This is a genomic window from Alteromonas sp. LOR (genome assembly GCF_000753865.1).
Taxonomy (GTDB): domain Bacteria; phylum Pseudomonadota; class Gammaproteobacteria; order Enterobacterales; family Alteromonadaceae; genus Alteromonas.
The window spans coordinates 52,407-74,434 of record NZ_JQFW01000002.1; the positions used below are offsets into that span (position 1 = coordinate 52,407).

A 22,028-nucleotide genomic window follows, 5' to 3' on the forward strand; every position below is an offset into this window, starting at 1 on the left:
TATCTAATTAAGTTACAAAAATAGGAATACATATGAAACTGTCTACATTTGCTATCTCACTTCTTTTCTCTGTTGCTGCTACTCAGTCTTTTGCTAAAGACGTTCGCTTACAGCCTGTGGATGAAAACATCGAAACAAAAGCGTGTTTAACTGCCGCAAATGAAGGCTATCAGCCAGCGCTTCGCTTAGTGCGCGCGAATGGTTTTGACTCTGACGAATTCAGTGCATCAGTTCGTTGTAATGGAGAGTCATTAAGAACGTTTGCTTTCATGTACAGAAATAATCAGGTATCTGAAAATGCCAAGAAAGTTGCTCTAGTGGCTAAAAATGACAATGCCGCATCACAGGCTTGTTTAGAAGCACTCACCATCGGTAAAGACGAAGCGTTAACTAAATATGGTTTGAAAGGTGAGAGCGTGATTTGTAATCGCAAAGACATCGCTGATTTTGTTCGTACCTATAAATCGCAAAATGTAGAAGTTCGCACTGCTGACGAATAACCGTTAGGGTAGCGTTACGAACAAAAGCTATTAGCAATATCAGTTTCGGGGCCCTTTGCTTACAGAGCAAAAGGCCCGTCACTTTACTTACTTCTCTAAGCCTGAATGGCTAACTTCTCCAAGCCCGTATGGCTTCGTTTTACTGACTCGTTTTACTTCCTTGTTGTATTAACGCTCAGTCGCTAACGTTGCGTTTTAGTACTTACTTAGCTTCAGAAGAAATTAAATGAAACTCTGTTTGTCTCCCGTCTAAGTAAGACACCGAACTACCGTCAAAAAACGCATCTTCCTCTAGCATAATCCTGACTTCTTTACCCCAATCTTCAATCATCACAGCGGCATTAAGCTCAATCGAATATACGGTATTTTCATACATAGGATAGTCGCCTTTTATGGGTACTCCTTCTTGCGCATCCCACATACCAATGGTTGGTCCTGCTGCATGCCCGTGTAATCCAAGCGGGTGGGTATAAATAGTGGGCTTTATATTCTCTTCTATGGCTTGGCTTCGAGAGCGCTTTAAAATTTCATTGCCTGAACGACCTTTCTGAAAATTAGTGGTTAAGATATCTTGCAACCTATTGCCCTTTGTAAGTGCGTCTTTTAGATACTCAGGCGCATCCGTTTCACCAGGTTTTAAAATGTAGGCATGCTGCTGTTGGTCGGTATTTAAGCGCAAATAGGTAATGCCAAAATCAACGTGAATAAGGTCGCCAGGTTGAATAATATTTTGCTCTGGTCGCTTGCTGAAGGCCTTTATCTGATCAAAAGCTTCGCTGTCTGCCCGTTGAATTGACACGGTTGGATGAAACCAATTTTTAAGACCTAGCTCGTTGGTTCGGTCTCTCAACCACCACACAACATCATCAGTGGTGGTAACGCCAGGTGTGATCACAGTATTGGAAAATGCAGTGGCAATAAGTTTATGGCCGATTTGCGTCAGTATGGGATAGAACTCCATTTCCATATCACTGCGTGTTTCTAGCCACCCAATCGATAGCTTCTCGCCAGATACCACACGGTTTCTGTAGGCTTTCGGTAACGCCGACATAAATAGGGTTTTTTCGGTAGAGGTCATGCCGTCGGCGAGGGCAAAAGCGCCTGAAGTATTGATGGCTATCTTGCTAGGGTTTCGCTGCTTGATAATGTTGGCGAGTGCTTTGAATTGATTGGGCTGCTCTTCTTTATCCCAGGCTTTTTCAAAACTATTAGCAACCGCATAGCGTGCTACGGCTAATCGCTCTAAGGGTTGTCCCTCGCCTTGGTCATAGATGACTAACATAGTATGTCGTCTGGCCGACAGCCAAGTTGACGGGAGCATTGTTTTTAACACCGGATCTTCGTTGTATTCTCGAGACATAATTACCCACATGTCGATATTTTCTCGTCGCATGATGTGAGGTAAAACAGTGTCAAAACGTTGAGCGATGATGTTATCAATGACATCACTTCGCTCCTTCATGGACAATATGTCTTGAGACCACGCGAATGGGCACGAAAATAGCGCAGACAAGAACACAACACCTATTAATAACGCTCTCATAAATTTCCTTTTTTGTGGTACGATTTACGACCTTAGCATAGTCTGTGTTACATCGGCATGCGGTATTTTTTGCGTCAAAGATGAAAGGGTATGCGCCGATTTGGCTGCTAATACAACAAACATTTATTTGGCTAAATAAGTGCTAACCTTACACAGATAAACTCTAACGGGTTCTGGTTGTAATAAGAGTGCATCTAGAAAAGCGCTATTAGTGATAACAGCCCCACTATTGATACATAGCTTTGATACATAGCATTGAAACACAGTATGGATACACACAGTATTAACCGTACACTATTAACATAAAACGGCATCAGCGAATTGAATTGCACGTTTTAGACAGTGATTGCAGATGAAACAGATAGTTTTAGTTTTTCTCCTACTTATTCCGGCCTATGCATTAGCAAAAGAGGCGGCAAAGGCAGCATTGCTGTCTCAAAATGTGTATACACAGGCAAAACAAACGCCAACACAAACAGAACCGACAGTAGTAAAGTGGGGAACTGATGTCTGGCCCAATTATACCGATAGAGACGGAACAGGCTTTTATCACGAGCTTTTGTCTGCGATATACTCAGAGCCTGAGTATTCTTTACGTGTAGAATATTTTCCCTGGCAACGAACACTCAAAAATCTGGCAACGGGTGAAATAGACCTTACCGGTTCGCTTCCCAAATCAGCTTCCTTTTACCAGTCTAAGTGGCCCGTCATTAACGAAGACATCAATGTTGTTTCACTTAATGATGAAGCCATCAACAGCGGCTATCTATCCTCTAACGTAGGTGCTTACAGAGCGGGTTATGAGGACGATGTTTTTTATGCAGCATTGCCGAAAAGTGCGAAAGGCGTTTCGGTTGAAAGTGCAGAGCAAGCATTAGCGCTTCTAAAAAAGGGCAAGGTAGATTACTTCGTCGATTTGCGCAGCATTATCATCCCGCTGATGGATAAAGAACAAACAGACCAGGGCTCGTTGGTGAAAGTAAGAACAATTGGGCGATACAAGCTGTATTGGTCTTTTGTTTATAATGAACAAGGAAAGCGGTTGAAGCGGCACTTTGATGACCAAATTGAAATATTACGAAGCAATGGCGTTTTGCAATCGATGTATGAAAAGTACAATTTAGAACTGCCCGTCAAAGAATAATATCAACGCGCCATAAACCTCAAATCAGCACTTTATTTAGAAGAGCAACACAATGCATCCTCGCAGTTATCACAACGATGGATACCCCATGGCAGCACTTTGCGCGTCATTTTCTCCATTAAAACCCCATATTATCCTCGCTAAAAGTGGCCAAAAAAGTATTGATTTTGCTAATCCTGAGGCTGTTATTGCATTAAACTCAGCGTTACTGGCGCACTATTACAATGTTAATCAGTGGCAGCTGCCAAAAGGCTACCTTTGTCCGCCTATTCCGGGTCGTGCAGACTATATTCATGGTATAGCCGACCTTCTCGTCGATTCTCAAAAGATGCCAGAGCCATTGAAAAGAGATGCGAGCGACAATCAAACAACTGTAAGTTCATCAAAAAACGTGAATAACATAAAGGCGCTGCTTGGCAATAAGGTGAGAGGGCTTGATATAGGTGTAGGCGCTAACGCTATCTATCCCATTATTGGATCGCAAGTTTATGATTGGTCGTTTGTAGGAAGCGATATTGATGAAGTCGCTTTTGATAATGCGTCGGCAATAGTGAGAAATAATAGCCCGCTGCAGTCGCGTATTGAGATAAGAAGACAGCTGCAAACTGACAACATATTCGCCGGAATAATTGGTGACGATGACCATTTTACGTTCACCATGTGCAACCCTCCGTTTCATAAATCTGTACAAGATGCGCTTGCCGGTAGTGCCCGTAAAAATAAAAATTTAGCCGCGAACAGAACAAAGCGCTCGGGCAAAAATACCCGTGCCGAGGCTGGAAAAAAATCACATGCTAAGACGAGTTTGAACTTTGCAGGTCAGGCAAACGAGCTGTGGTGTGAGGGAGGTGAATTAGCGTTTATTCAACGAATGATAAAGGAAAGCGTTGAATTTAAGCAAAACGTCACCTGGTTTACGTGTTTAATGTCTAAGTCTGAGCACATAAAGCCTATCGAAAAAAGCCTAGCGTATTACCGTGCCACACAGGTAAGAGTAGTGAACATGGGGCAGGGCAATAAACAAAGTCGGTTTGTTGCCTGGCGCTTTGCATAGCCGCCATTTAGTTGCTACGAGTAGCTACCGGTTTGAAGCATCGTTTTTCGAGGTTTAGGGTATGAGATATGAGATTTGACACATGAGACTTAAAACGTCGGGCGAGTGGAAAATTAAATAGACCACATACTGCGTTTACGATTGACAACCTGAGGCTGGTGAACAATTATTCGTTTATTAGCACACGGTTTACTCAGCACACGTTTTATTTAGCACATGGTTTATTTAGCAAAGAATATGAGTTAGTAAATTTTGCATAACTCTTTTTTATTTATTTAGCGTTTACGATAGTTAGCCTACAGTGGGGCCAGATGTTCTCTCGTTTAAATGGGCTTTTACGCTCAATACACCTTCATAGTGTTACCTTTTTATTGCTGATAGTGATTCTGCTTTGCACAAAATCAATCAATGCGTTGGCATCAGAAGATTATCGCAGTGAGCGCTGGCAAGTATCAAATGCACAAGCATTGGAAAAAGGACAGCGCATTGTCACCGATGGTCTCCCCCAAATATCAGTTCATGCTATTGCCCAAGATACCGATGGTTTTTTTTGGTTAGGCACTGAAAATGGATTGGCTCGGTTTGATGGCAGAAAGTTTGAAATTTTAAATACCATCAATGAGCCTTCGCTTCCTTCAAATTGGATTGAGTATCTCTTTGTAGATAATACAGGAAAGGTATGGATAGCGACCGCAAGCGGCGTAGTGAGTTATTCTAAGGGCGCGTTTAAGGCAGTTGAATTTCAACAGTCTCAGGACAGGATAACCTATATTGATCAGTCTGCAGACGGGCAATTATGGTTTTTCGGGACGTCACTGTGGTCACTAGAAAATAATCAGTTAGTCGCTTCGAGTGCTTTAGAGCAAGGTGAGCACCCAGAGCAAAACGAGCAGCTTTCAGAACAGCAAAAACACCCAGAACAGCTGCTACAGCAGCAGGCAAAGCTCAGTGCCGCCAGCGTAGACGGTAATAGCATATGGCTTTTAAACGTCGATAAAACACTCGTTTACTTTGATGCTGCGACAAACGCCACCTGTGAATATCCTCTAACACGTGAGCGAGAATATTCTCAGCTTCAGGCAGCAAATCAACGTGTTTATATTCTTGAAGACAAACGTCTTCGCTCGTTTATGCACTCAGCAAACAATTGCTCTCTCACCGAGGCTCCCCAAGTTACCTCTTACGAAATACACAAACTAACGTTAAATAACAACGGTTTTCCACTTTTACTTAGTACGGACGGTAAGGCATATGAGGTTAGCCCAGTTAAGGGCATTCTTGAGGTGTCTTGGAATCAAGTAGTGACGCCGTCTTTGGTGAAAGACGTGCTCACGCTGCATCAAAGTGATGAGCTTACATTGCTTGGTACAAAGGCTAACGGCCTTGTACTGCTTTGGCCATCGGCTATCACTCGGCAAGCGGCGGGTCAGTCATTTGCAAAGGCAAGGGCATGGTCATTCTTTGTTGACGATAGTGTGTACGCTGCTTCAAATATGGGGATATATAAGCGCATTGATGATGAGCAGTGGCAGGTGGTTATTCCCCAAAGCGCGTTGAATGGAAACGATGCATACAGTTTACAGATTGATAACGGGACAATGTGGGTAGGCACACGCAACGGCTTATACCGTGTAAATACTGAAACATCAGCGGTCATGTCGGTAAGCGGTTTTGAAGGTTATCAAATAAATACCCTATATAAAGATGGGAATACCCTTTGGTTAGGGACAAATAACGGGCTATTTAAACAACAAGACGACAGTTTTATTGAGGTTACTTACTTTGCCTCTCAGTCTGTTCGCAGTATTCATCGCGCAAAAAACGGTTCACTGTGGGTAGGCACAGAGTCAGGGTTACACAGTGCCAATGTTGATAATAGTACCAATGTTGATAGTAATGGCAGCCCTCAATGGCAACGAGTTAGTATGGCTGGCATAAGCAGTGCCTTTGTATCGAATATTACTGAGTCGCCTAATGGTCACCTCTTTTTTGCTACCTACGGCGATGGCCTGTTTCAGAAAAATAAAAAAGGGAAGTGGACCCAATACACCATTAAAAATGGGCTGCCATTTCAAAATCTGTTCAATATAAATATTGCTGCAAATCAACTTTGGGTCTCTGGTGCCAGCGGTATATTTTCTGTGGACTTATCGGGTCTTTATAGACAGCAAATACGACGGCATATCGTACTAAGAGACGATGGCACGTTTACGTCAAGAAAAGACATTCGGTGTTGTAATGGCGCGGGAAATAACCGAGGCGTTGTTTTTGACGACCACCTTTATTATCCCACATTAGCAGGCGTGCTGTCGGTTGACACCACCACGCGCCAGCCCATGATTTCACCATTGGTTATTTCCGGCGTATATCAAAATGGTGAACGCTTCACCTCCGCCTCTTCCGTTATCGAAATTACTAATGAACGTAACTTAGAAGTGGCGTACACCAAGCCAATATTTGCTGCAGAAGAGGTGCCACAATATCGATATAGGCTTACCAAGGGCGACAGCAGTTGGGTGTATGCAGGACAACGAGAGCTGGCCTATTTTACCAACCTACCGTCGGGGAAATTCGTTTTTGAGGTATCTGCGAAACTAGGCAGTGATGAGTGGTTACCGCCCACCACACTATCAATTAACGTTGCGCCTTACTGGTGGGAAACCTGGTGGGCGCGAGGCATCGCGGTAATTGTCATTCTCTTGATTGGTTGGCTGTTGTTTTCGGTGCGTACGCGAGCACTGATGAAAAGAAACGACATGCTAGAAAAAATGGTTGAAGAGCGCACCTTGGCTTACGAAAGAGTGAACAAAGAGCTAGAGCAAAAAAATGATGCGCTTAGGCAGGTGGCCAATACCGATCCGTTAACGGGACTTAGCAATAGAAGAGCGATAAAAGAGTATCTACCCAAGCTCTTCGACGCTATTAATGCACGGCAAATTGGTTATAGAAACGCTGATGGCAAACATACAGGGAAAGAAGCATCTGAAGATATTTGCGCGTTATTTCTTATAGATTTAGATAATTTTAAACGCATCAATGATGAGTTTGGCCACGACAAAGGCGACAGCGTGCTGACGTACGTTGCCGATGCCATAGAGAGTGTTAGTCGACCGGAGGATTGTCTGTTGCGTTGGGGCGGGGAAGAATTCTTACTCATTGTTCCTACCATCAAAAAGCAAAGCTTTAAAGCGCTTAACGACAGGCTTCATGATGCGCTCACCAACTTGCATTATAAGCTTGGCCTGCCTTTGCCGTTAACCATGTCCATAGGTGCGGTTTGGCTTCCGTGGGAAAACTCGCAAACCGATTTCCATCAGTGGGAGCACTCCATGCTGTTAACCGATTTGGCGTTGTATAGAGTAAAAGAAACCGGTCGCAATGGCACCGCTTTTGTTCACACAACCAAAGGGCTAAGTGATTGGCTTAATTGGTCAAAAGAAGGCATTGAAAAAGCAGAGAAGCAGGCAGCTCTAACAATAGAGCGTATTTAGCGTTATCACTGCTTAATGTTCTAGCTAGCCTTTCATCTTAGCAATAGTGTCTTTTCTAAGCTGTATTTTTGATTCGGCAAATGCAGCGCGAGGAAGCATTTTAAGCTTTTCAGCATAACCAAGGGCAGTGCGAAGCACTTGATCTTGAGGTACAGCAGCGTCTAAAAAGCCCGCTTTTACCGCGTCTTTACCTTCAAATATACGTGAAAAAAGTAACGCTTCGGTTTGTGATGTGAGTGCCAACCTTGCTTTGGCGAGCTCCATACCAAAAGCGGGCAGCACCATGCCAATAGCCGTTTCGTTTAGCCCATATTTTGTGCCGCCGTCTTTACCTATACGCAAGTCTGCTGCCATTAGCATGATAGCGCCTAACGCTATACTGTGGCCCTCTGCCGCAACGATCACTGGCAGTGGAAAACCGTACAAACGAACTATGAGGTCTGCCCCAGCTTGAACCAGCCTATGCTGCTCGGCTTTGTCATCGCCTTTCATCACAGAAAGGTCGAAACCGCCGCAGAACTTTCCCTCTCCGCCATGAAATACCACAGCATTTGCACTTTTTTCTGCTTCATCAAGTGCAGTATTAAATTTCTCTATTAAATCAAAGCCCACCGCATTCACTTTGCCGTCATCAAAGGTGATTACTGCAATGTCGTTCTCAATGTTAAAATTGAAAGCCATAAGTTTTATGCCCTTTACAAATTACGTAAACTGGTATTACCAGAACCTGCATTGAGCATACGTTGCATCGAGTTGCTAATCAAATGCTTCATTTTCATAAATGTCTTGTACCAAAGACGTAACCACTTTCTTCTTGTACCGACGCTGTCTTCGTCGAGCCTTTGCACCATTGGCCCTCCATTGCGCGCGCTTATCGACTACTACGTCTTCCAAGTCTTCTGCGCGATGAATTCTTGATGCATCTTTTGGTGATGTTCGTTGCGGCATAGTTTTCCCCTTCGTCACGTAAAAAAAAGCCTAAAAATCGAACTTAGCTTGCTTGTTTCTCCATGCCTTCGACTTATTATTTAAAGTGGTTAGGCACACTTGGTTATTCGCTATCTTTTCGCAAAGTGCTTTTGCTGCTCGCGCTTGCTCTAAAGACAGGTTTTTATAAGCCGGAGATGGAATAACGTCATACCACGGGGCTTGGCAAATCGTGTCTAGCACCACCCTTTGAAAGCAGTGATCGTTATGTATGGGCCATGTATTGAGCTTGTTTGCCGTCTTAGCCATAGTTGGCAATAGGGTTGTGGTGAATTCCAAATATGAGGCTATCGCCATTGCGCGCTCAGAATTTTCATCTTTTGCGTTAATGGTAGCGGTTGTCGATGCATGGAAGTGTGTTTGAACAGTCATTGCGGGCGATTACTTTTCACAGAATTATTTAACATTGAAACTATAAGCATTGTAGTTATACGCATTGTAGTTATGAGCGCTGTAGTTATAAGCGCTTTGGTTATAAGTGTTAGGGTTATAAGTGTTAGGGCAACTAGTTTGAAGCATACAAAAAAGAGGCATCTTGCGGGGTTACATTTGTGTAAGGCTTAACGGAAATGAAGAAGGTGAATACCAAAAACGGATTTAGAAGCGAAGTGAGAGATAAATTTAAAAGTGCCCTCATTCTCACCTTGAGTTTTTACCCACATCACTTAAACTTGCGCCCACAAGCGGCGCACCTATTGTAAACCGTGTGTCTATTATGAACTCTGGAGCATGAGTCAATGAAGCTAAGCGATGTAAAAAAGCTACACCAAAAAAAGTATCGAACTCAGTTCGGTTATTATTTGGTGGAAGGTGAACATCTGATCTTAGAGTTATTGAAGTCAGCGCCTAAAAATACGGTGGCGGTATACGTTACTTCAGAGTATGAAGCTTGGCTTGACAAAGCCAAGGCAGAATATGCGCCATTACTTAGCGATGATGTCATCCAGGTTCAAACAGTAACCTCTGTGCAAATGCAGCAAATAAGCGATACAAAATCACCTCAGGGGATTATCGCTAGGGTGCCGCTTCCTTCGGTAACTAATTCGCTATCTGAAGAAGCGCCGCGGCGCGAGGCACCCGCTGACGAGCAGATGCAAAAGTCGGTAAGCAGCGCCAATTCAAAGCGCTGTATTTACCTTTATGAGGTACAAGACCCCGGCAACCTTGGTACAATATTGCGTACGCTAGCATGGTTTGGTCAGTTTAAGTTGTTGCTAAGCCCTAACAGTGTGGACCCATTTAACTCTAAAGTGGTGAGGTCGAGTATGGGGGCAATCTTTCACGCTGATATGGAGCTTAATGTTCCACTGGAAAGTTTAACATCACGATTTTCTCAGTTCGCTTATTTAGACATGCACGGGCAAGAGGTAAAATCCAAAAGCTTTGGTCACTTCGAATGTTACCTTTTTGGCAATGAAGCTCGTGGTGTACCTACTGAGGATGTAAAGCGCCTAAACGCTACTGCATTTACAATACCGGGCAGTGGTAAAATAGATTCGTTGAACCTTGCTAGTGCGGTGAATATTTGTGCTTACGAGCTATCATGTTAACTAAACGCCAAAGCACAACCGCGATTTTTGATTAAGCTGCTTGCAGCGACTTGTTTGCATTCACTGTTACTTATATTTTTTCAGCCCCCAATAAACACATAGGATTAACGCATGGCTCTTCAGTGGTTTCCCGGTCATATGCACAAAGCGCTCAAAGAAATAAAAGAGTCGCTCAGCCAGGTAGACATACTTATCGAAGTGCTTGATGCACGAATTCCTTTTTCAAGTGAAAACCCCGAAATTGCCAAGATACGCGGCGATAAACCCTGTATTAAAATCTTGAATAAGTATGACTTAGCCGACCCAGAGATAACGGCCCGTTGGCAAGAAAGCTTAGAAAAAGAGCGCGGCGTTAAAACCATTACCACATCGAGCGATAACCCTGGAAACAGTAAGCAACTTATGCAGCTTATCCGCAGCATATGCTCTCATAAAGATGGTCAGGCTAAAGTGATTAAAGCGATGATCACCGGTATACCCAATGTTGGTAAGTCTACGCTTATTAACATTCTTGCCGATCGAATTATCGCAAAAACAGGTAACGAGCCAGCCGTCACGAAAAGTCAGCAGCGCATAAATCTAGGAAGCGGTATTATTTTGTTCGATACTCCGGGGGTGCTGTGGCCGAAACTTGAAAACCCGCATTCTATCTATCGTTTAGCCTCCTCTGGTGCAGTAAAAAATACGGCCATGGAATACGATGATGTTGGCTTTTTTGCCGCCGATTACTTAATAAAGGCTTACCCTGACGTTTTAAAAGAGCGGTATAAGCTTGATGAACTGCCAGATACCGAGATTGAGTTTTTAGAAGCAGCAGCAAAAAGTCGCGGTGCCATCATGGCCGGTGGGCGCGTAAACCTTCATAAAATCTGTGAAATACTGTTAAAAGAACTTCAGTCTGGCAAATTAGGTCGCATTACCCTTGAAACGCCTGAAATGCTTGTGGCAGAACAAATAGAAATAGAAGAAGCGGCTAAGAAAAAAGCAGAAGCAAAGGCCAAGCGTAAGCAGAAATTCAAAACGGGCTCTTTAACACCCGACAAAAAAGACCGCAAAGAGAAGCGCGAAGAGAAGCGTGAAGAGCAAAGCCGCCGCATGAAAAAGTCTAAATAGCCAAAGCTGTTTTTAATGCGTTTTTAAAAACTTTTATTTTTTTGCATCCAACCTGAAACGTGAGTCGTTTGGTTTACATGCTGTTAACAATCTGGGCGAGTTTTGCCGTTGTTTGACAGCATGTAAACCTAAAATAACAGGATGCCAAAAATGAAAACACGTCCATCACTCCTACCCGCATTAACACTACTCTCTTTAAGTATTACCTCCCATTTTGCACTAGCAGATCGCAATAAAGGAAAGGTTCCCATTGTCACCCCTGAATGCGCAAGCGAACAAATATGTAAACAAAAAGGGGTATTTACTAATCCATTCGAAGAGCCGCTAGTGACTGGTGAGTTTGCCGATCAAAACAATACCAACATTAAAAACCCTCTTAACAACTATCCCGACAATGGTAAATGCGAAGAGAATGATGAAGGGGTATTAAAATGTAAACCTGCGGCGGGAAGTTTGGCACTTCTTAATGATGGCCGAATTTTATATTTTAATGCCCTTGAGGGTACGGAAAACGTTGAATACAACGCGCTTCTTGAAATTGGCTCAGCAATTGTAAACGATCAAACCCGCGTGCTGACGATGAAAAACGGTAGCGCGAGCTGGATTGCCCCTTCTCCTGTTGATGCAGGTGCCAACCCTGATGGCAACGACTCTGAAACCCTTATTGGCGATATTTCGGGCTTTCTCGGCAATCCTATTGATATCGATTTGGGCACGGACGACGATAGAACCAATAATGATGGCGCTCTCTTTTGTGCAGACTTAGTAGGCTTGCCAAATGGCGAACTGATGGCCGTTGGCGGCACGGATTATTACCATGAGCCTGGAGTGAATACCGAGCTTTTAGGCCAGCCAATTAATTTTGGCTTGTCTGAGCTGGAAGGGCTCAAAAATAGTCGAATCTTCAATCCTGATGACAACAGCTGGCGCAAAACCGGCGATATGAATTTTGGACGCTGGTATCCAAGCGCGGTGTCACTGGCAAACGGTAACGTACTTGTAGCCAGCGGTGTTACCAAGCTTGTAAAGCCAGTGTATTTAACTCGCCCTGAAACATCGGGTAGAAACGTAACGGTAACTGAAACCTACGATACCTCATGTGGAGAGTGGACCGACAATGGGGCCTTAGCTGAGCGTTCATTGCCTCTATACCCACGCTTACATCTTTTGCCCAATGGACATGTTTTTTACAACGGTGGCGGGCAAGCATTTAATCCCTTCGGGCAAGGCTACGATCAAGCGCTTTGGAATATTGTAGCGGCCTACGATCCTAAGTCGCAAACCTGGGCCGACTTAGGGTTTGCTGGTCTACCTTTGCATTTAAGCGAAGCGGGCGTGAGTGATTTAACCAGTCTACTTAACATTACCAACACCGAAGCAGATAAATCACTAAGCGGACTGCTTAGCGGCTTAACTGAAGAGTTTATTGCCAATCCTTTTGACGCTCTAGCACCGATTATTGATGACCCATACAAGCTGGCAGACGTGCAGTCTGTATTAGGCGCAGGTTTCAGAGGCTCCACATTTTCTATGATGATGCCACTTAAGCCCGATGAAAATGGCAAGTACAGCAAGGCAGAGTTTCTAACCGCTGGTGGCGTATTAACCGGCGTTGCAGCCACAAGCCCTGGGCTCTATTTGGGGACAAACCTAGCGCGAATTGACTCAGTAACCATAGAGGGAGAGACCATGCTCTATGACTCTCGCTCGACAGGAAGTTTGTCGCAAGGACGCTGGTATGGCACCGGTGTATTACTGCCTACCGGTGAAGTATTAGTGGTATCGGGTGCAGACAGAGACGAGGTGGTACTTCCTGGTTCTGGCGTGCCAATTTTAGAAGCCGAAATATTCGACCCTGAAACCGAAACGTTTAGAAAGGTTGCAAAACAAAACCGTCCGCGTACTTATCATAACTCAGCAGCGTTATTGCCTGATGGAAGTGTGTTAATTGGTGGTCATGCACCCATTAATACAGCCTATGCTTATAGCGTTACCTTGCCAGGCTTCTCGCCTAATGACGGACGTGACCCTTCTTTTGAAATCTATAAGCCGCCCTACATGTTTGGCGATCGCCCCTCAATTGGGAAAAGAAGTAAGTCTGTACATATAGGCGAGCGGTTCAGAATTGGACTTAAAAACACTGACGCTGCCACCACCACCATGAACCAACGTATCGAGTCTGTTGTGCTAGTGCGCCGCACGAATATTACACACCTTATAGATGGTGACCAACGAAGCGTGGAATTACCCATTGTGCGTCATAGAAGCGGCAGAATTGTAGTGCAGATGCCAAAAGAACAAGCCGTTGTTCCACCTGGCGATTACATGCTGTTTGTCAACGCACGAGATGATGAAGGTAACTTGGTTCCGTCTGAATCAAAGACCATTAGCGTTACCGGTTCACTATCTAACGTATGTCGATAAGGGGGAATTATGAAACTACGTCTAATAAGTTTATTGCTCATTGTATTTTCTCAGACTATCTCTGCACACGGCAGCAGCCAGGTGGATGGAGAATGGCAACCAGTGCTAAAAACAAGTAAAAACAGTCATGTGGTAACGCAAATACAAAGCTCACCACTGGGCAACGAAATTCTTATTGCTTACTCAGGCGAGGGGAGGCTAGAGGTTCTCGCAGAGGACAATACCCCGTTTATTCGCATCACTCAGCAGGGAGTGTTTGCAAATTGGGATCATCCTATGTGGTTCAAAGTTCAAACTGCAGGTCCAAGACCTCTGCCCGAGTGGGTGAAAGATGGGAACATAGAGGCAAAATGGACTCAAGTGAGTAAAAATAACTATTATGGCTGGTACGATCAACGGCTTGTTAAAAGTGATGAACACGCTGATGAGTGGCAAATAGGCATAGCAGTAGATGGCGAGCGCCAGATGATTGATGGCTATTTCAAATCGCTGAACCCACCAGAAACGCGCACGGTAGTAACGTTAGATAACAGTGCTGCGCCTATTGCCAACCTCAGCGCAATGATCATACCTGGAGTCGATAGTGCAATTAGAGTGAGTTATACCGGAGACCATCATATGGTGGTTCTCGACAAGCAGGATGAGCCTATGCTTCGATTTAGCCCAAAAGGTGTTGAAGCTAATACCGCTAGCACAGGTTGGAAAGCATTGGGAAGAAAGCCCTATGGTGCAGTGGTGAATGATATGGAATCTAACAATACAGAGGCTTCTGATACCAAAAATAGCTGGGTTTTACTGTCGTCCCACTCGGCATACACGTGGCCAGACAGCCGCATTCAGTCTGATGAAACGGGCGATAGCTGGGCCATTCCCGTTTTTTGTCACTCGGATAAAGTCGTAAAAAATATAGAAGGTGGTTGGTTAGAAGTGGCGCAACGGTAGCATTAGTAAATGCACTCAATCGTGCAAAAAGAAGCCATGAGGTTACGTATAGAAAGTTAAACGTAAATCATACGTAAAGCTAATAGTGTGTTTACGCGTTTTGTTTTACCCTATCGGCAATATTAATTATCAGGGAAAAATTATGAAACGTGTATACGCGCTTGCTTTAGCATCAATGCTAGTTGTTGCACCACAGGTACAGGCAGAAGGTTGGCTAGATTCAATCAAAGACTTTTTAGGATTGGCCGCTGAAGGCGAAAAAGTGACGGGCCCAACAATTGAAGGAATGATGGCCTCAGTCGAAGATGCAACGGGTATGACTTCTGAGCAGGTGAAGGGGAGTTTAGCGGCGTTATTTAGCTATGCTGAAAAAAATATCTCAGCAGAGCAAATCAACACGCTTAAATCGAACCTGCCTAATTTAGACAGCCTACTTGCGGCGGCACCCGATGTGAGTGAGATGAGCAGTAAAGGCTCCCTTGGTGGTTTACTGGATAAGGCGGCTGGATACAGCGAATCTTTTTCTAATATGAACGAATTGAAAAAGCAATTCGACTCACTAGGTCTCGATACCCAGCAAATTACGAAAATCGTTGAAAGCGTTAAGACTTATCTTGATACGGAAGAAGGGCAAGAGCTCAAGACCGTGCTAATGGATGGATTATCATCGTTTAAAGCATAATAAGCTAGCGCTCGCAAAGGTAAGCGCATTCTAACGCGTGCAAAGCTATGCGTGCTCTAGTATGTTTAAAAAAGAACGAGCGTAATGCTCGTTTTTTTATTTTTGTAAGACAAGTTATAACAATGACAAACTGTAGCATTGAGCAACGAATACAGTAGCTAATTCAATAGCTATCTCTTTTGACCTATCAACGACGAGGGAATGCAATGAATAATGTGCAACTATTTGACCGCGCCGCTTTCGCCACATTGAAAAATGAGGCTGCAAAGAGCCCGCGTAAACGGGCAAACCTGAATGTACATCGGTCTTACGACGATGTTGTGCAGCGCTTATTCATTGCTATGCTTCCCGATTCTTATGTGAGGCCTCACCAGCATATTCAACGCCATAAGTGGGAGTTCTTTATGGTGGTTGAGGGGGCCTTAGACCTATTATTTTTTGATGAGCACGGCATAGTGACCAATCGTGTTTCATTGGAAGCAGGTGGGGAATGTTCAGGGTTAGAGATTCCGCCGCACACCTGGCATGCCACAGTATGTTTCGAACCTGTGGTATTTATGGAAGTAAAGCAAGGCCCTTACGATCTCACCGAAGATAAGGGGTTTGCACCTTGGTCACCCGAAGAGGGCAGTGCAGAGGTTCCTGTGTTTTTAGCTAAGTTAAAAAGCGCTGATATTGGTACAGCATTTTAAGTGCCAGAAAAACCGCAGCTGCCCAAATACGATGTTATCCACTTTCCTTTTAGGAAAGCAGTTGTTATTGCCAGCAGTGATGGTATGTTTAACTATGAGTATTAATTAAGCCGCTAATACGCTTGGGCGAACATAGAGACAAGCTGCCGATTACACCCAGATTTATCGAGCCGGCACAAACTCGTTGAGTGGCAAAAAAGTACTCGCAAAGTGAGTATTCATAAAATAGTTTTTTAAAGCCAAACCCAAAGATATAAGAGAATTATCATGCAAAACGTTTCACTATCTTATTTTTATAATTTTATCTACTGACCGCACCTGACGCGTGTTGTTCAGGGGCAAGTATTCGCTTCTGGGCATAGGTAAGAACGTTTTGCAAAAGCCCAGAAGGTGTGAACCAACTGGGCTTTTTTAATGCCCTCAATTTTTCGGTAAAAAACAAATGAAAGAACTTACATTAGGCGATATCAGAAAACAGCATCGTGTTAAACAAGAAGTGGTGGCCATGGCGTTATCGGTGACTGCATCGGGGGTAAGTAAACTTGAATCTAAGCGCATTCAAGATGTGTCTTTGCAACGAGCGGCTGCGTATTTAGCTGCCGTTGGCGGAAGTTTAACCATAGAGGTGACTTTACCCGATGGCGGAACGTTGGATGTTGCGTAAACCGCGACAGAGCATGCGATAACATTTACTATAGTATGATGTTAATTTTCTATTTAGGAACTCGTTATGGCTGTTCATGAAATTACGCACCCCCTTATTGCTCATAAATTGGGGCTAATGCGAAACGCTAATGTTAGCAGTAAAGATTTTCGCGAATTGGCGTCAGAAGTAGGTAATCTTTTAACTTACGAGGCAACGCGAACGCTACCTACAGAGCGCGCGACTATAGAAAGCTGGTCTGGCGACCAAGTTGAAGTAAAGCAGATCAAAGGCAAAAAAATTACTGTGGTACCAATTTTGCGCGCCGGCTTAGGTATGCTAGAAGGGGTATTAGAGCTTATCCCTAATGCCAAAATAAGTGTGGTAGGACTGTATCGAGACGAAGAAACTCTTCAACCGGTTGCGTACTTCGATAAGGTGGTAAAAAATATTGATGAGCGGACGGCACTTATTGTCGACCCCATGCTGGCCACTGGCGGCACCTTGATATCTACCATCGATTTGCTCAAAGAAAAAGGCTGTAAAAACATAATGGGATTATTTCTCGTTGCAGCTCCAGAGGGAATAAAAAGCGTAGTAGATAAGCACCCCGATGTTGATATTTTTACTGCAGCTATCGATGAGCGCCTTGATGAGAATGGTTATATATTGCCAGGCTTAGGCGATGCTGGAGACAAAATATTTGGTACGCGATAGTACTCATCTGACATTTTCTACTTTTGTTTAAGTTTTAGCTCGATGATTTAAGTTTTCGTTAGAAAGTCGTTAAGTTTCTTGGGTTAAACGATTAAGTTAATGTTATTATTGTGCGAAGGCCTGCTCGATAAGGTGATATACCAACGCCATAGCAGTTATCGATTAAGATTCGCACAGTGAGTGACTTACAATGAAAAAGACCAAGTTAACGCTTAAAGATGTCGCACAACAACTTGGCGTATCAACCGCTACTATTTCAAATGCCTTCAATCGTCCCGATCAATTATCAAAAGGGAAACGAGAAGAAATACTCGCGCAGTGCGAACGCATAGGCTATTCAGGGCCGAACAAGGCCGCACAAATCTTGCGCAAGGGTACGTCAAACATTGTTGCACTTGTACTTGCAGACAGCATTGCCTATATGGTGAGTGACCCGGTAGCCAGTACGTTTATAAAAGGCGTATCGACGACATTACAGCAACAGGGCAAGCACCTTCTTCTCTACGCAGGTGATTCAAACAGTATTTTAGATGTAGTGGACTTTGTGGATGGGTTTATCTGCTATGGCGCACCGCGAAATTATAAACTAGCGCAAGAAATTGCAGCCCAGTCTAAGCCAGCCATTACTGTGGATTTTGATATTGATGATGTGCCTTCAATCAACATTGATAACGAAAACGCGGCGTATGAAGTTGCCAAAGCTGCAATCGATGAAAATGACATTGTCGCTATACTTGGTTTACGGTTAATTGACTCACCTACCACCTGCAGAATTTACGATAGTCCGTTGATTGATGTGAATAGTTCAATTTCACATCGTCGTTTAGACGGATACGTGCGAGCTGCGAAAGAGCAAGGCATTGAGATAAACAACGAATGGATTTGGCACCTTCCCGAGAGTGACAGAAGCTACGCCCGACAAGCAGCGAAAGAAGTGCTTATGAGCTCGCCGCGACCTAATACGGTGCTATGTATGAGTGATATCATTGCATTAGAGTTGCTGCACAGCGCGCTAGCGATGGGCATTGATGTGCCAAACGAACTCAAAATTACAGGTTTTGATGGCATTGAGGAAGCGGATAGAGCTAGGCCGCATTTAACAACGGTTTGTCAGTCTAGCGTAGCTAAGGGCGAGGCCGCCGCTAATGCGTTACTCTCTGGTGAGTCACGCAAGCAAATACTGCCCTTTGATTTAAAACTGGGCGAAACGATTCGTAGCTAAATAACCTGCACCACTGCTTAAACATGATTCAGGTTAAATATAATAAACCGTAGCTAATTTAAGCTCATTGTAATTAGCTCTCGGTTTCTGCACGCTCAAGCAATCTACAGTGCATCGAAAGCCCAGCCTTGGGAAACTGTACCAGGCTTCTTAAGAAAAGCTTCTCAAAAAGATTAAGCGTTCCACACCAGTGCTTTGAAGTGCTTACGGCACATAGACTCGTAGGTGTCGTTTCCACCTATTTGAACTTGGTCTCCACCTGTAACAGCGTTGCCTTGTTCATCCAGTCGTACCACAAAATTCGCTTTTCGACCGCAATGACAAACGGTTTTTAGCTCGAACAGTTTATCGGCCCACGCAAGAAGATAATGACTGCCCTCAAAGGTTTCACCCAAGAAATCTGTGCGCAAACCGTAAGCCAGCACTGGCACATCAAGCTCATCAACCACTTCGACCAATTGGCGAACCTGCTCTTTAGTGAGAAATTGTGCTTCATCAATAAAAATACAATCGAGGTGACGTTCTTGTTCATCTTGCTTAATTGAGGCGAACAAATCATCGTCTTTGCTATAGAGTTTTGCATCAGCCTGCAAACCGATTCGAGAAGTGACTTTTCCAATACCGTAACGATCATCAAGACCTGCAGTATAAATAATTGAGTGCATACCGCGCTCACGGTAGTTATATGCAGATTGGAGAAGAGAAGTGGACTTTCCTGCATTCATCGCAGAGTAATAAAAATAAAGTTGTGCCATGGTGATTAATTTTTTTCGTTATACCAGTTTTTCAAATCTTCAAGCTTCATGGGTTTAGCGAAATAGAAACCTTGCAGATAGTCTGTGCCCAGCATTGCTAAGTGTTTAAATTGCTGCTCTGTTTCAATGCCTTCAGCTATGGTCTCACAGCCAAATTCTTTCGCCATTAACAGCGTTGCTCGTATTATGGTATCACTCTCTTCAGATGTATTCTTTACAAAAGATCTGTCTATCTTAATAAAGTTGAAAGGCATGGTTTGCAGTCGAAATAGTGACGAGTACCCCGTACCAAAATCATCGATAGATATCTTCACTCCACGGGTTACCAACCCTTGCAGTCGCTGTGTGACTAGTTCCTCATCGTTGGCAAAAACACTCTCTGTCACCTCTAACGATAAACGCTGTGGCGCCACTTGGGTGGTTTGCAAAGCACTGTCTAAAATTTTAATAAATTCATCGTCTAACAATTGTGCAATAGAAACATTCACAGATAGGCACATGGCGTCGGATGCTGACCAATGGGATAAGTCGATTAGCGCACGGTTAAGCACCCATGCGCCTATTTCTGGCATCATTCCTGAGCGCTCCGCAAGGGGAATAAATACATCCGGTGTAATATTTTCTCCATCGCAGGACCAGCGCAACAGCGCTTCCACCGAAGACAGTGCGTTAGTGTTAACATTGATAATTGGTTGATAGTGCACACATAACTCGTCGTTATCTATGGCGTTACGCAACCGTTCGCACAAGCGCTGCTCTCGCTTTACCTCGTCGTGCAACGCTTCATTAAATACACCTACAGACCCTCTTTGCCTGCGCTTTTGGTCGTACATGGTGAGATCTGCATGCTGAATTAAGTCCATGGCAGTGAGACCATGTTCGGGAAACATTGCGATACCAATGGTGGCATCTAGAGTAATCTGATTTTTATTAGCCGTAACCGGAATGGCAATACCACTTCGCATTGCGTGGGCAACCGTTTTCGCGATATCCACAGTCACATAAGGCAAAAGCGCAACAAATTCATCGCCACCCCATCTTGCAAGGTGGTTGGTTTCACAATATTTGCTGAGGCGATGCGCTATTTCAGTTAGTACGATGTCACCTATTTTATGACCTAAGCTATCATTTACTTGCTTAAAACCATCTAAATCGACAAACAAAACGGCAAAGGTGCCGTCCACTGCCTTTGTTTTCTCAAGCAGTGGATTCATGTGTTTTAGCAAACCGTTTCTATTGAGAAGGCTTGTCAGTGGGTCGTGATTAGATAAACGAAAAAGATCTTCGGTACGCTTTTGTACCTTTACTTCTAAACTGCCGTTAACGTCATCGAGTCGCTGATTCGTGTTGCGCAAAAGCTGATTCACCCTATCAGTTTGTTGACGTTCTCGCTTCATTTGCTCTACTAGCATCACGTTCTTAGCTTTGAGTTGTACCGTTTTAATAAAAAAATTGTTGTACCTAAACGCACTCGCAAAAAGGCCAGCCCAAAACACGATGCCGAAAACGCCAAGAACAAAGAACTCATCATTATTAAACAGTGCGCATACAGATATAGGGAGTATTAATACAGTCCCGTAAAAAGCCACCAATATCTTACTGGGTGCTAGAAACGTACTTCCTCCAGCTGCCATATTGGCAATGACCACCATGGTAACGGCGAGCTCAATCATTCCCATTGAGTCGTAGAGAAGGGTAGTATAAAGGGCCCAAATAGTGCCTGTTGCAATTAAACCTACAGAAAAGCGCAGTAGCGCTGGTGTTGGTTTAAATTCGGTGCCTCGAAGTCTTTTGCGCCAATAGAAGGAATCTACCCATCGAGCAAAAAGTGTTACGGCCATTGCTAACAACAGCGAAAGTTTAATTTGTGAAACAGATGAGTCGGTGGGCTGGAAAAAGAATATAAGCCCGGAAAACAACAACGCTGTCATAACTAGGCCAACGGCAGAGTTTTCCATGAGCATGTTCACTGTATCCCTGTCTACGCTCTCTTTAGGTATATCATCATCGTAAAGATGCAAAGTAGGCGCCTCTTTTCATTGCTACCGTATAGCTACCATAAAGAATAGCTACAATTCAAATTCTTACTGTATTTTTTGCCGTATTTGGCTGTGTGGAAATTATCTACGCTTGTGACTAGGGCGTGTTGATCTTTGCTGTACAAGTTTTGGGCTAAATGGAAGCATTTTAATCGCGAAACAGTCCTGTGGGCCTAGTGGGCTAAGTCAAAGGGCTGTGCCAAAGAGTAAAATGCTTCCATAACGCCCCCTTCGGGCAGCGCCTGTGAGCTATTTACTCTGCGTTGAATGGTTTCGATTTAGCCTGCTAGACCTTCAACCATTCGCCTTGTTTAAATAGCTCACAGACCGCTGCAAAAATGTACAGCAAAGATCAACACGCCCTTAATATAACCCATTCTCACGGGTTTTCCGCTTCCTCTTTACAATTACTTGTTTATAACAATTAGAAGACCGAATTCAGATAACACGTTCATCACTTGTTAACACTTTCAACGAATGATTTTTAAAATTTATTTATAGAAACTGAACCGCAGAGTCAATTTGTAGCC

General features: G+C 43.9%; 19 protein-coding genes. 13 read left to right on the plus strand and 6 right to left on the minus strand.

Annotation, left to right across the window (positions count from 1 at the left end; all coding sequences use genetic code 11):
* Positions 1-32 precede the first annotated feature (32 nt).
* Positions 33-500: a hypothetical protein gene (locus JV36_RS0101000; protein WP_032097204.1), complete on the plus strand. Its 468-nt coding sequence runs from the start codon at positions 33-35 to the stop codon at positions 498-500.
* A gap of 202 nt (positions 501-702) precedes the next feature.
* Here the strand turns inward: JV36_RS0101000 and JV36_RS0101005 are convergent, their stop codons facing one another.
* Positions 703-2,043, minus strand: a complete 1,341-nt coding sequence (locus tag JV36_RS0101005) for a M24 family metallopeptidase (protein ID WP_032097203.1) — start codon at positions 2,041-2,043, stop codon at positions 703-705.
* Positions 2,044-2,395: 352 nt separating this feature from the next.
* Between JV36_RS0101005 and JV36_RS0101010 the strand changes: the two genes are divergently transcribed.
* From JV36_RS0101010 to JV36_RS0101020, 3 genes are all read left to right on the plus strand, one after another.
* Positions 2,396-3,187: a substrate-binding periplasmic protein gene (locus JV36_RS0101010; protein ID WP_032097202.1), complete on the plus strand. Its 792-nt coding sequence runs from the start codon at positions 2,396-2,398 to the stop codon at positions 3,185-3,187.
* Between the two features lie 52 nt (positions 3,188-3,239).
* The gene (rlmF, locus tag JV36_RS0101015; RefSeq protein ID WP_032097201.1) at positions 3,240-4,241 is read left to right on the plus strand and encodes a 23S rRNA (adenine(1618)-N(6))-methyltransferase RlmF; all 1,002 of its coding nucleotides are present in this window, start codon (positions 3,240-3,242) and stop codon (positions 4,239-4,241) included.
* A gap of 311 nt (positions 4,242-4,552) precedes the next feature.
* Complete coding sequence (locus tag JV36_RS0101020; protein ID WP_032097200.1) at positions 4,553-7,732, plus strand: ligand-binding sensor domain-containing diguanylate cyclase; 3,180 nt, start codon at positions 4,553-4,555, stop codon at positions 7,730-7,732.
* A gap of 24 nt (positions 7,733-7,756) precedes the next feature.
* Here the strand turns inward: JV36_RS0101020 and JV36_RS0101025 are convergent, their stop codons facing one another.
* From JV36_RS0101025 to JV36_RS0101035, 3 genes are all read right to left on the minus strand, one after another.
* The gene (locus JV36_RS0101025; RefSeq protein WP_032097199.1) at positions 7,757-8,413 is read right to left on the minus strand and encodes a crotonase/enoyl-CoA hydratase family protein; all 657 of its coding nucleotides are present in this window, start codon (positions 8,411-8,413) and stop codon (positions 7,757-7,759) included.
* 75 nt (positions 8,414-8,488) lie between these two features.
* Positions 8,489-8,680, minus strand: a complete 192-nt coding sequence (locus tag JV36_RS0101030) for a hypothetical protein (protein WP_032097198.1) — start codon at positions 8,678-8,680, stop codon at positions 8,489-8,491.
* Positions 8,681-8,710: 30 nt separating this feature from the next.
* On the minus strand, positions 8,711-9,091 hold the full coding sequence (locus JV36_RS0101035; protein WP_200883123.1) for a hypothetical protein: 381 nt from the start codon (positions 9,089-9,091) through the stop codon (positions 8,711-8,713).
* A 365-nt stretch (positions 9,092-9,456) separates the two neighbouring features.
* On the opposite strand from JV36_RS0101035, the gene JV36_RS0101040 reads away from it, so the two are divergent.
* The 9 genes from JV36_RS0101040 to JV36_RS0101080 all read left to right on the plus strand — a co-directional run bounded on the left by JV36_RS0101040 (position 9,457) and on the right by JV36_RS0101080 (position 18,704).
* The gene (locus JV36_RS0101040) at positions 9,457-10,269 is read left to right on the plus strand and encodes a TrmH family RNA methyltransferase (RefSeq protein ID WP_032097197.1); all 813 of its coding nucleotides are present in this window, start codon (positions 9,457-9,459) and stop codon (positions 10,267-10,269) included.
* 111 nt (positions 10,270-10,380) lie between these two features.
* The gene (gene ylqF / locus JV36_RS0101045; RefSeq protein ID WP_032097196.1) at positions 10,381-11,382 is read left to right on the plus strand and encodes a ribosome biogenesis GTPase YlqF; all 1,002 of its coding nucleotides are present in this window, start codon (positions 10,381-10,383) and stop codon (positions 11,380-11,382) included.
* Between the two features lie 150 nt (positions 11,383-11,532).
* Entirely contained in the window at positions 11,533-13,806 is a 2,274-nt protein-coding gene (locus JV36_RS0101050) for a galactose oxidase early set domain-containing protein (RefSeq protein WP_052010296.1), read from the plus strand.
* Between the two features lie 9 nt (positions 13,807-13,815).
* Entirely contained in the window at positions 13,816-14,748 is a 933-nt protein-coding gene (locus tag JV36_RS0101055; protein ID WP_032097195.1) for a hypothetical protein, read from the plus strand.
* A gap of 142 nt (positions 14,749-14,890) precedes the next feature.
* Positions 14,891-15,430 carry a DUF2780 domain-containing protein gene (locus tag JV36_RS0101060; protein WP_032097194.1) on the plus strand — a complete coding sequence of 180 codons (540 nt, stop codon included), beginning with the start codon at positions 14,891-14,893 and terminating at the stop codon, positions 15,428-15,430.
* 206 nt (positions 15,431-15,636) lie between these two features.
* The gene (locus tag JV36_RS0101065; protein WP_032097193.1) at positions 15,637-16,122 is read left to right on the plus strand and encodes a WbuC family cupin fold metalloprotein; all 486 of its coding nucleotides are present in this window, start codon (positions 15,637-15,639) and stop codon (positions 16,120-16,122) included.
* A gap of 442 nt (positions 16,123-16,564) precedes the next feature.
* Positions 16,565-16,786 carry an XRE family transcriptional regulator gene (locus JV36_RS0101070; protein ID WP_032097192.1) on the plus strand — a complete coding sequence of 74 codons (222 nt, stop codon included), beginning with the start codon at positions 16,565-16,567 and terminating at the stop codon, positions 16,784-16,786.
* A 66-nt stretch (positions 16,787-16,852) separates the two neighbouring features.
* Positions 16,853-17,482: a uracil phosphoribosyltransferase gene (gene upp / locus JV36_RS0101075; RefSeq protein ID WP_032097191.1), complete on the plus strand. Its 630-nt coding sequence runs from the start codon at positions 16,853-16,855 to the stop codon at positions 17,480-17,482.
* 190 nt (positions 17,483-17,672) lie between these two features.
* Entirely contained in the window at positions 17,673-18,704 is a 1,032-nt protein-coding gene (locus tag JV36_RS0101080; protein WP_032097190.1) for a LacI family DNA-binding transcriptional regulator, read from the plus strand.
* A gap of 173 nt (positions 18,705-18,877) precedes the next feature.
* Here JV36_RS0101080 and JV36_RS0101085 read toward each other — a convergent pair whose 3' ends face one another.
* Complete coding sequence (locus JV36_RS0101085; RefSeq protein ID WP_032097189.1) at positions 18,878-19,459, minus strand: thymidine kinase; 582 nt, start codon at positions 19,457-19,459, stop codon at positions 18,878-18,880.
* Positions 19,460-19,464: 5 nt separating this feature from the next.
* Entirely contained in the window at positions 19,465-21,480 is a 2,016-nt protein-coding gene (locus tag JV36_RS0101090; RefSeq protein WP_032097188.1) for a putative bifunctional diguanylate cyclase/phosphodiesterase, read from the minus strand.
* Between the last annotated feature and the right edge of the window lie 548 nt (positions 21,481-22,028).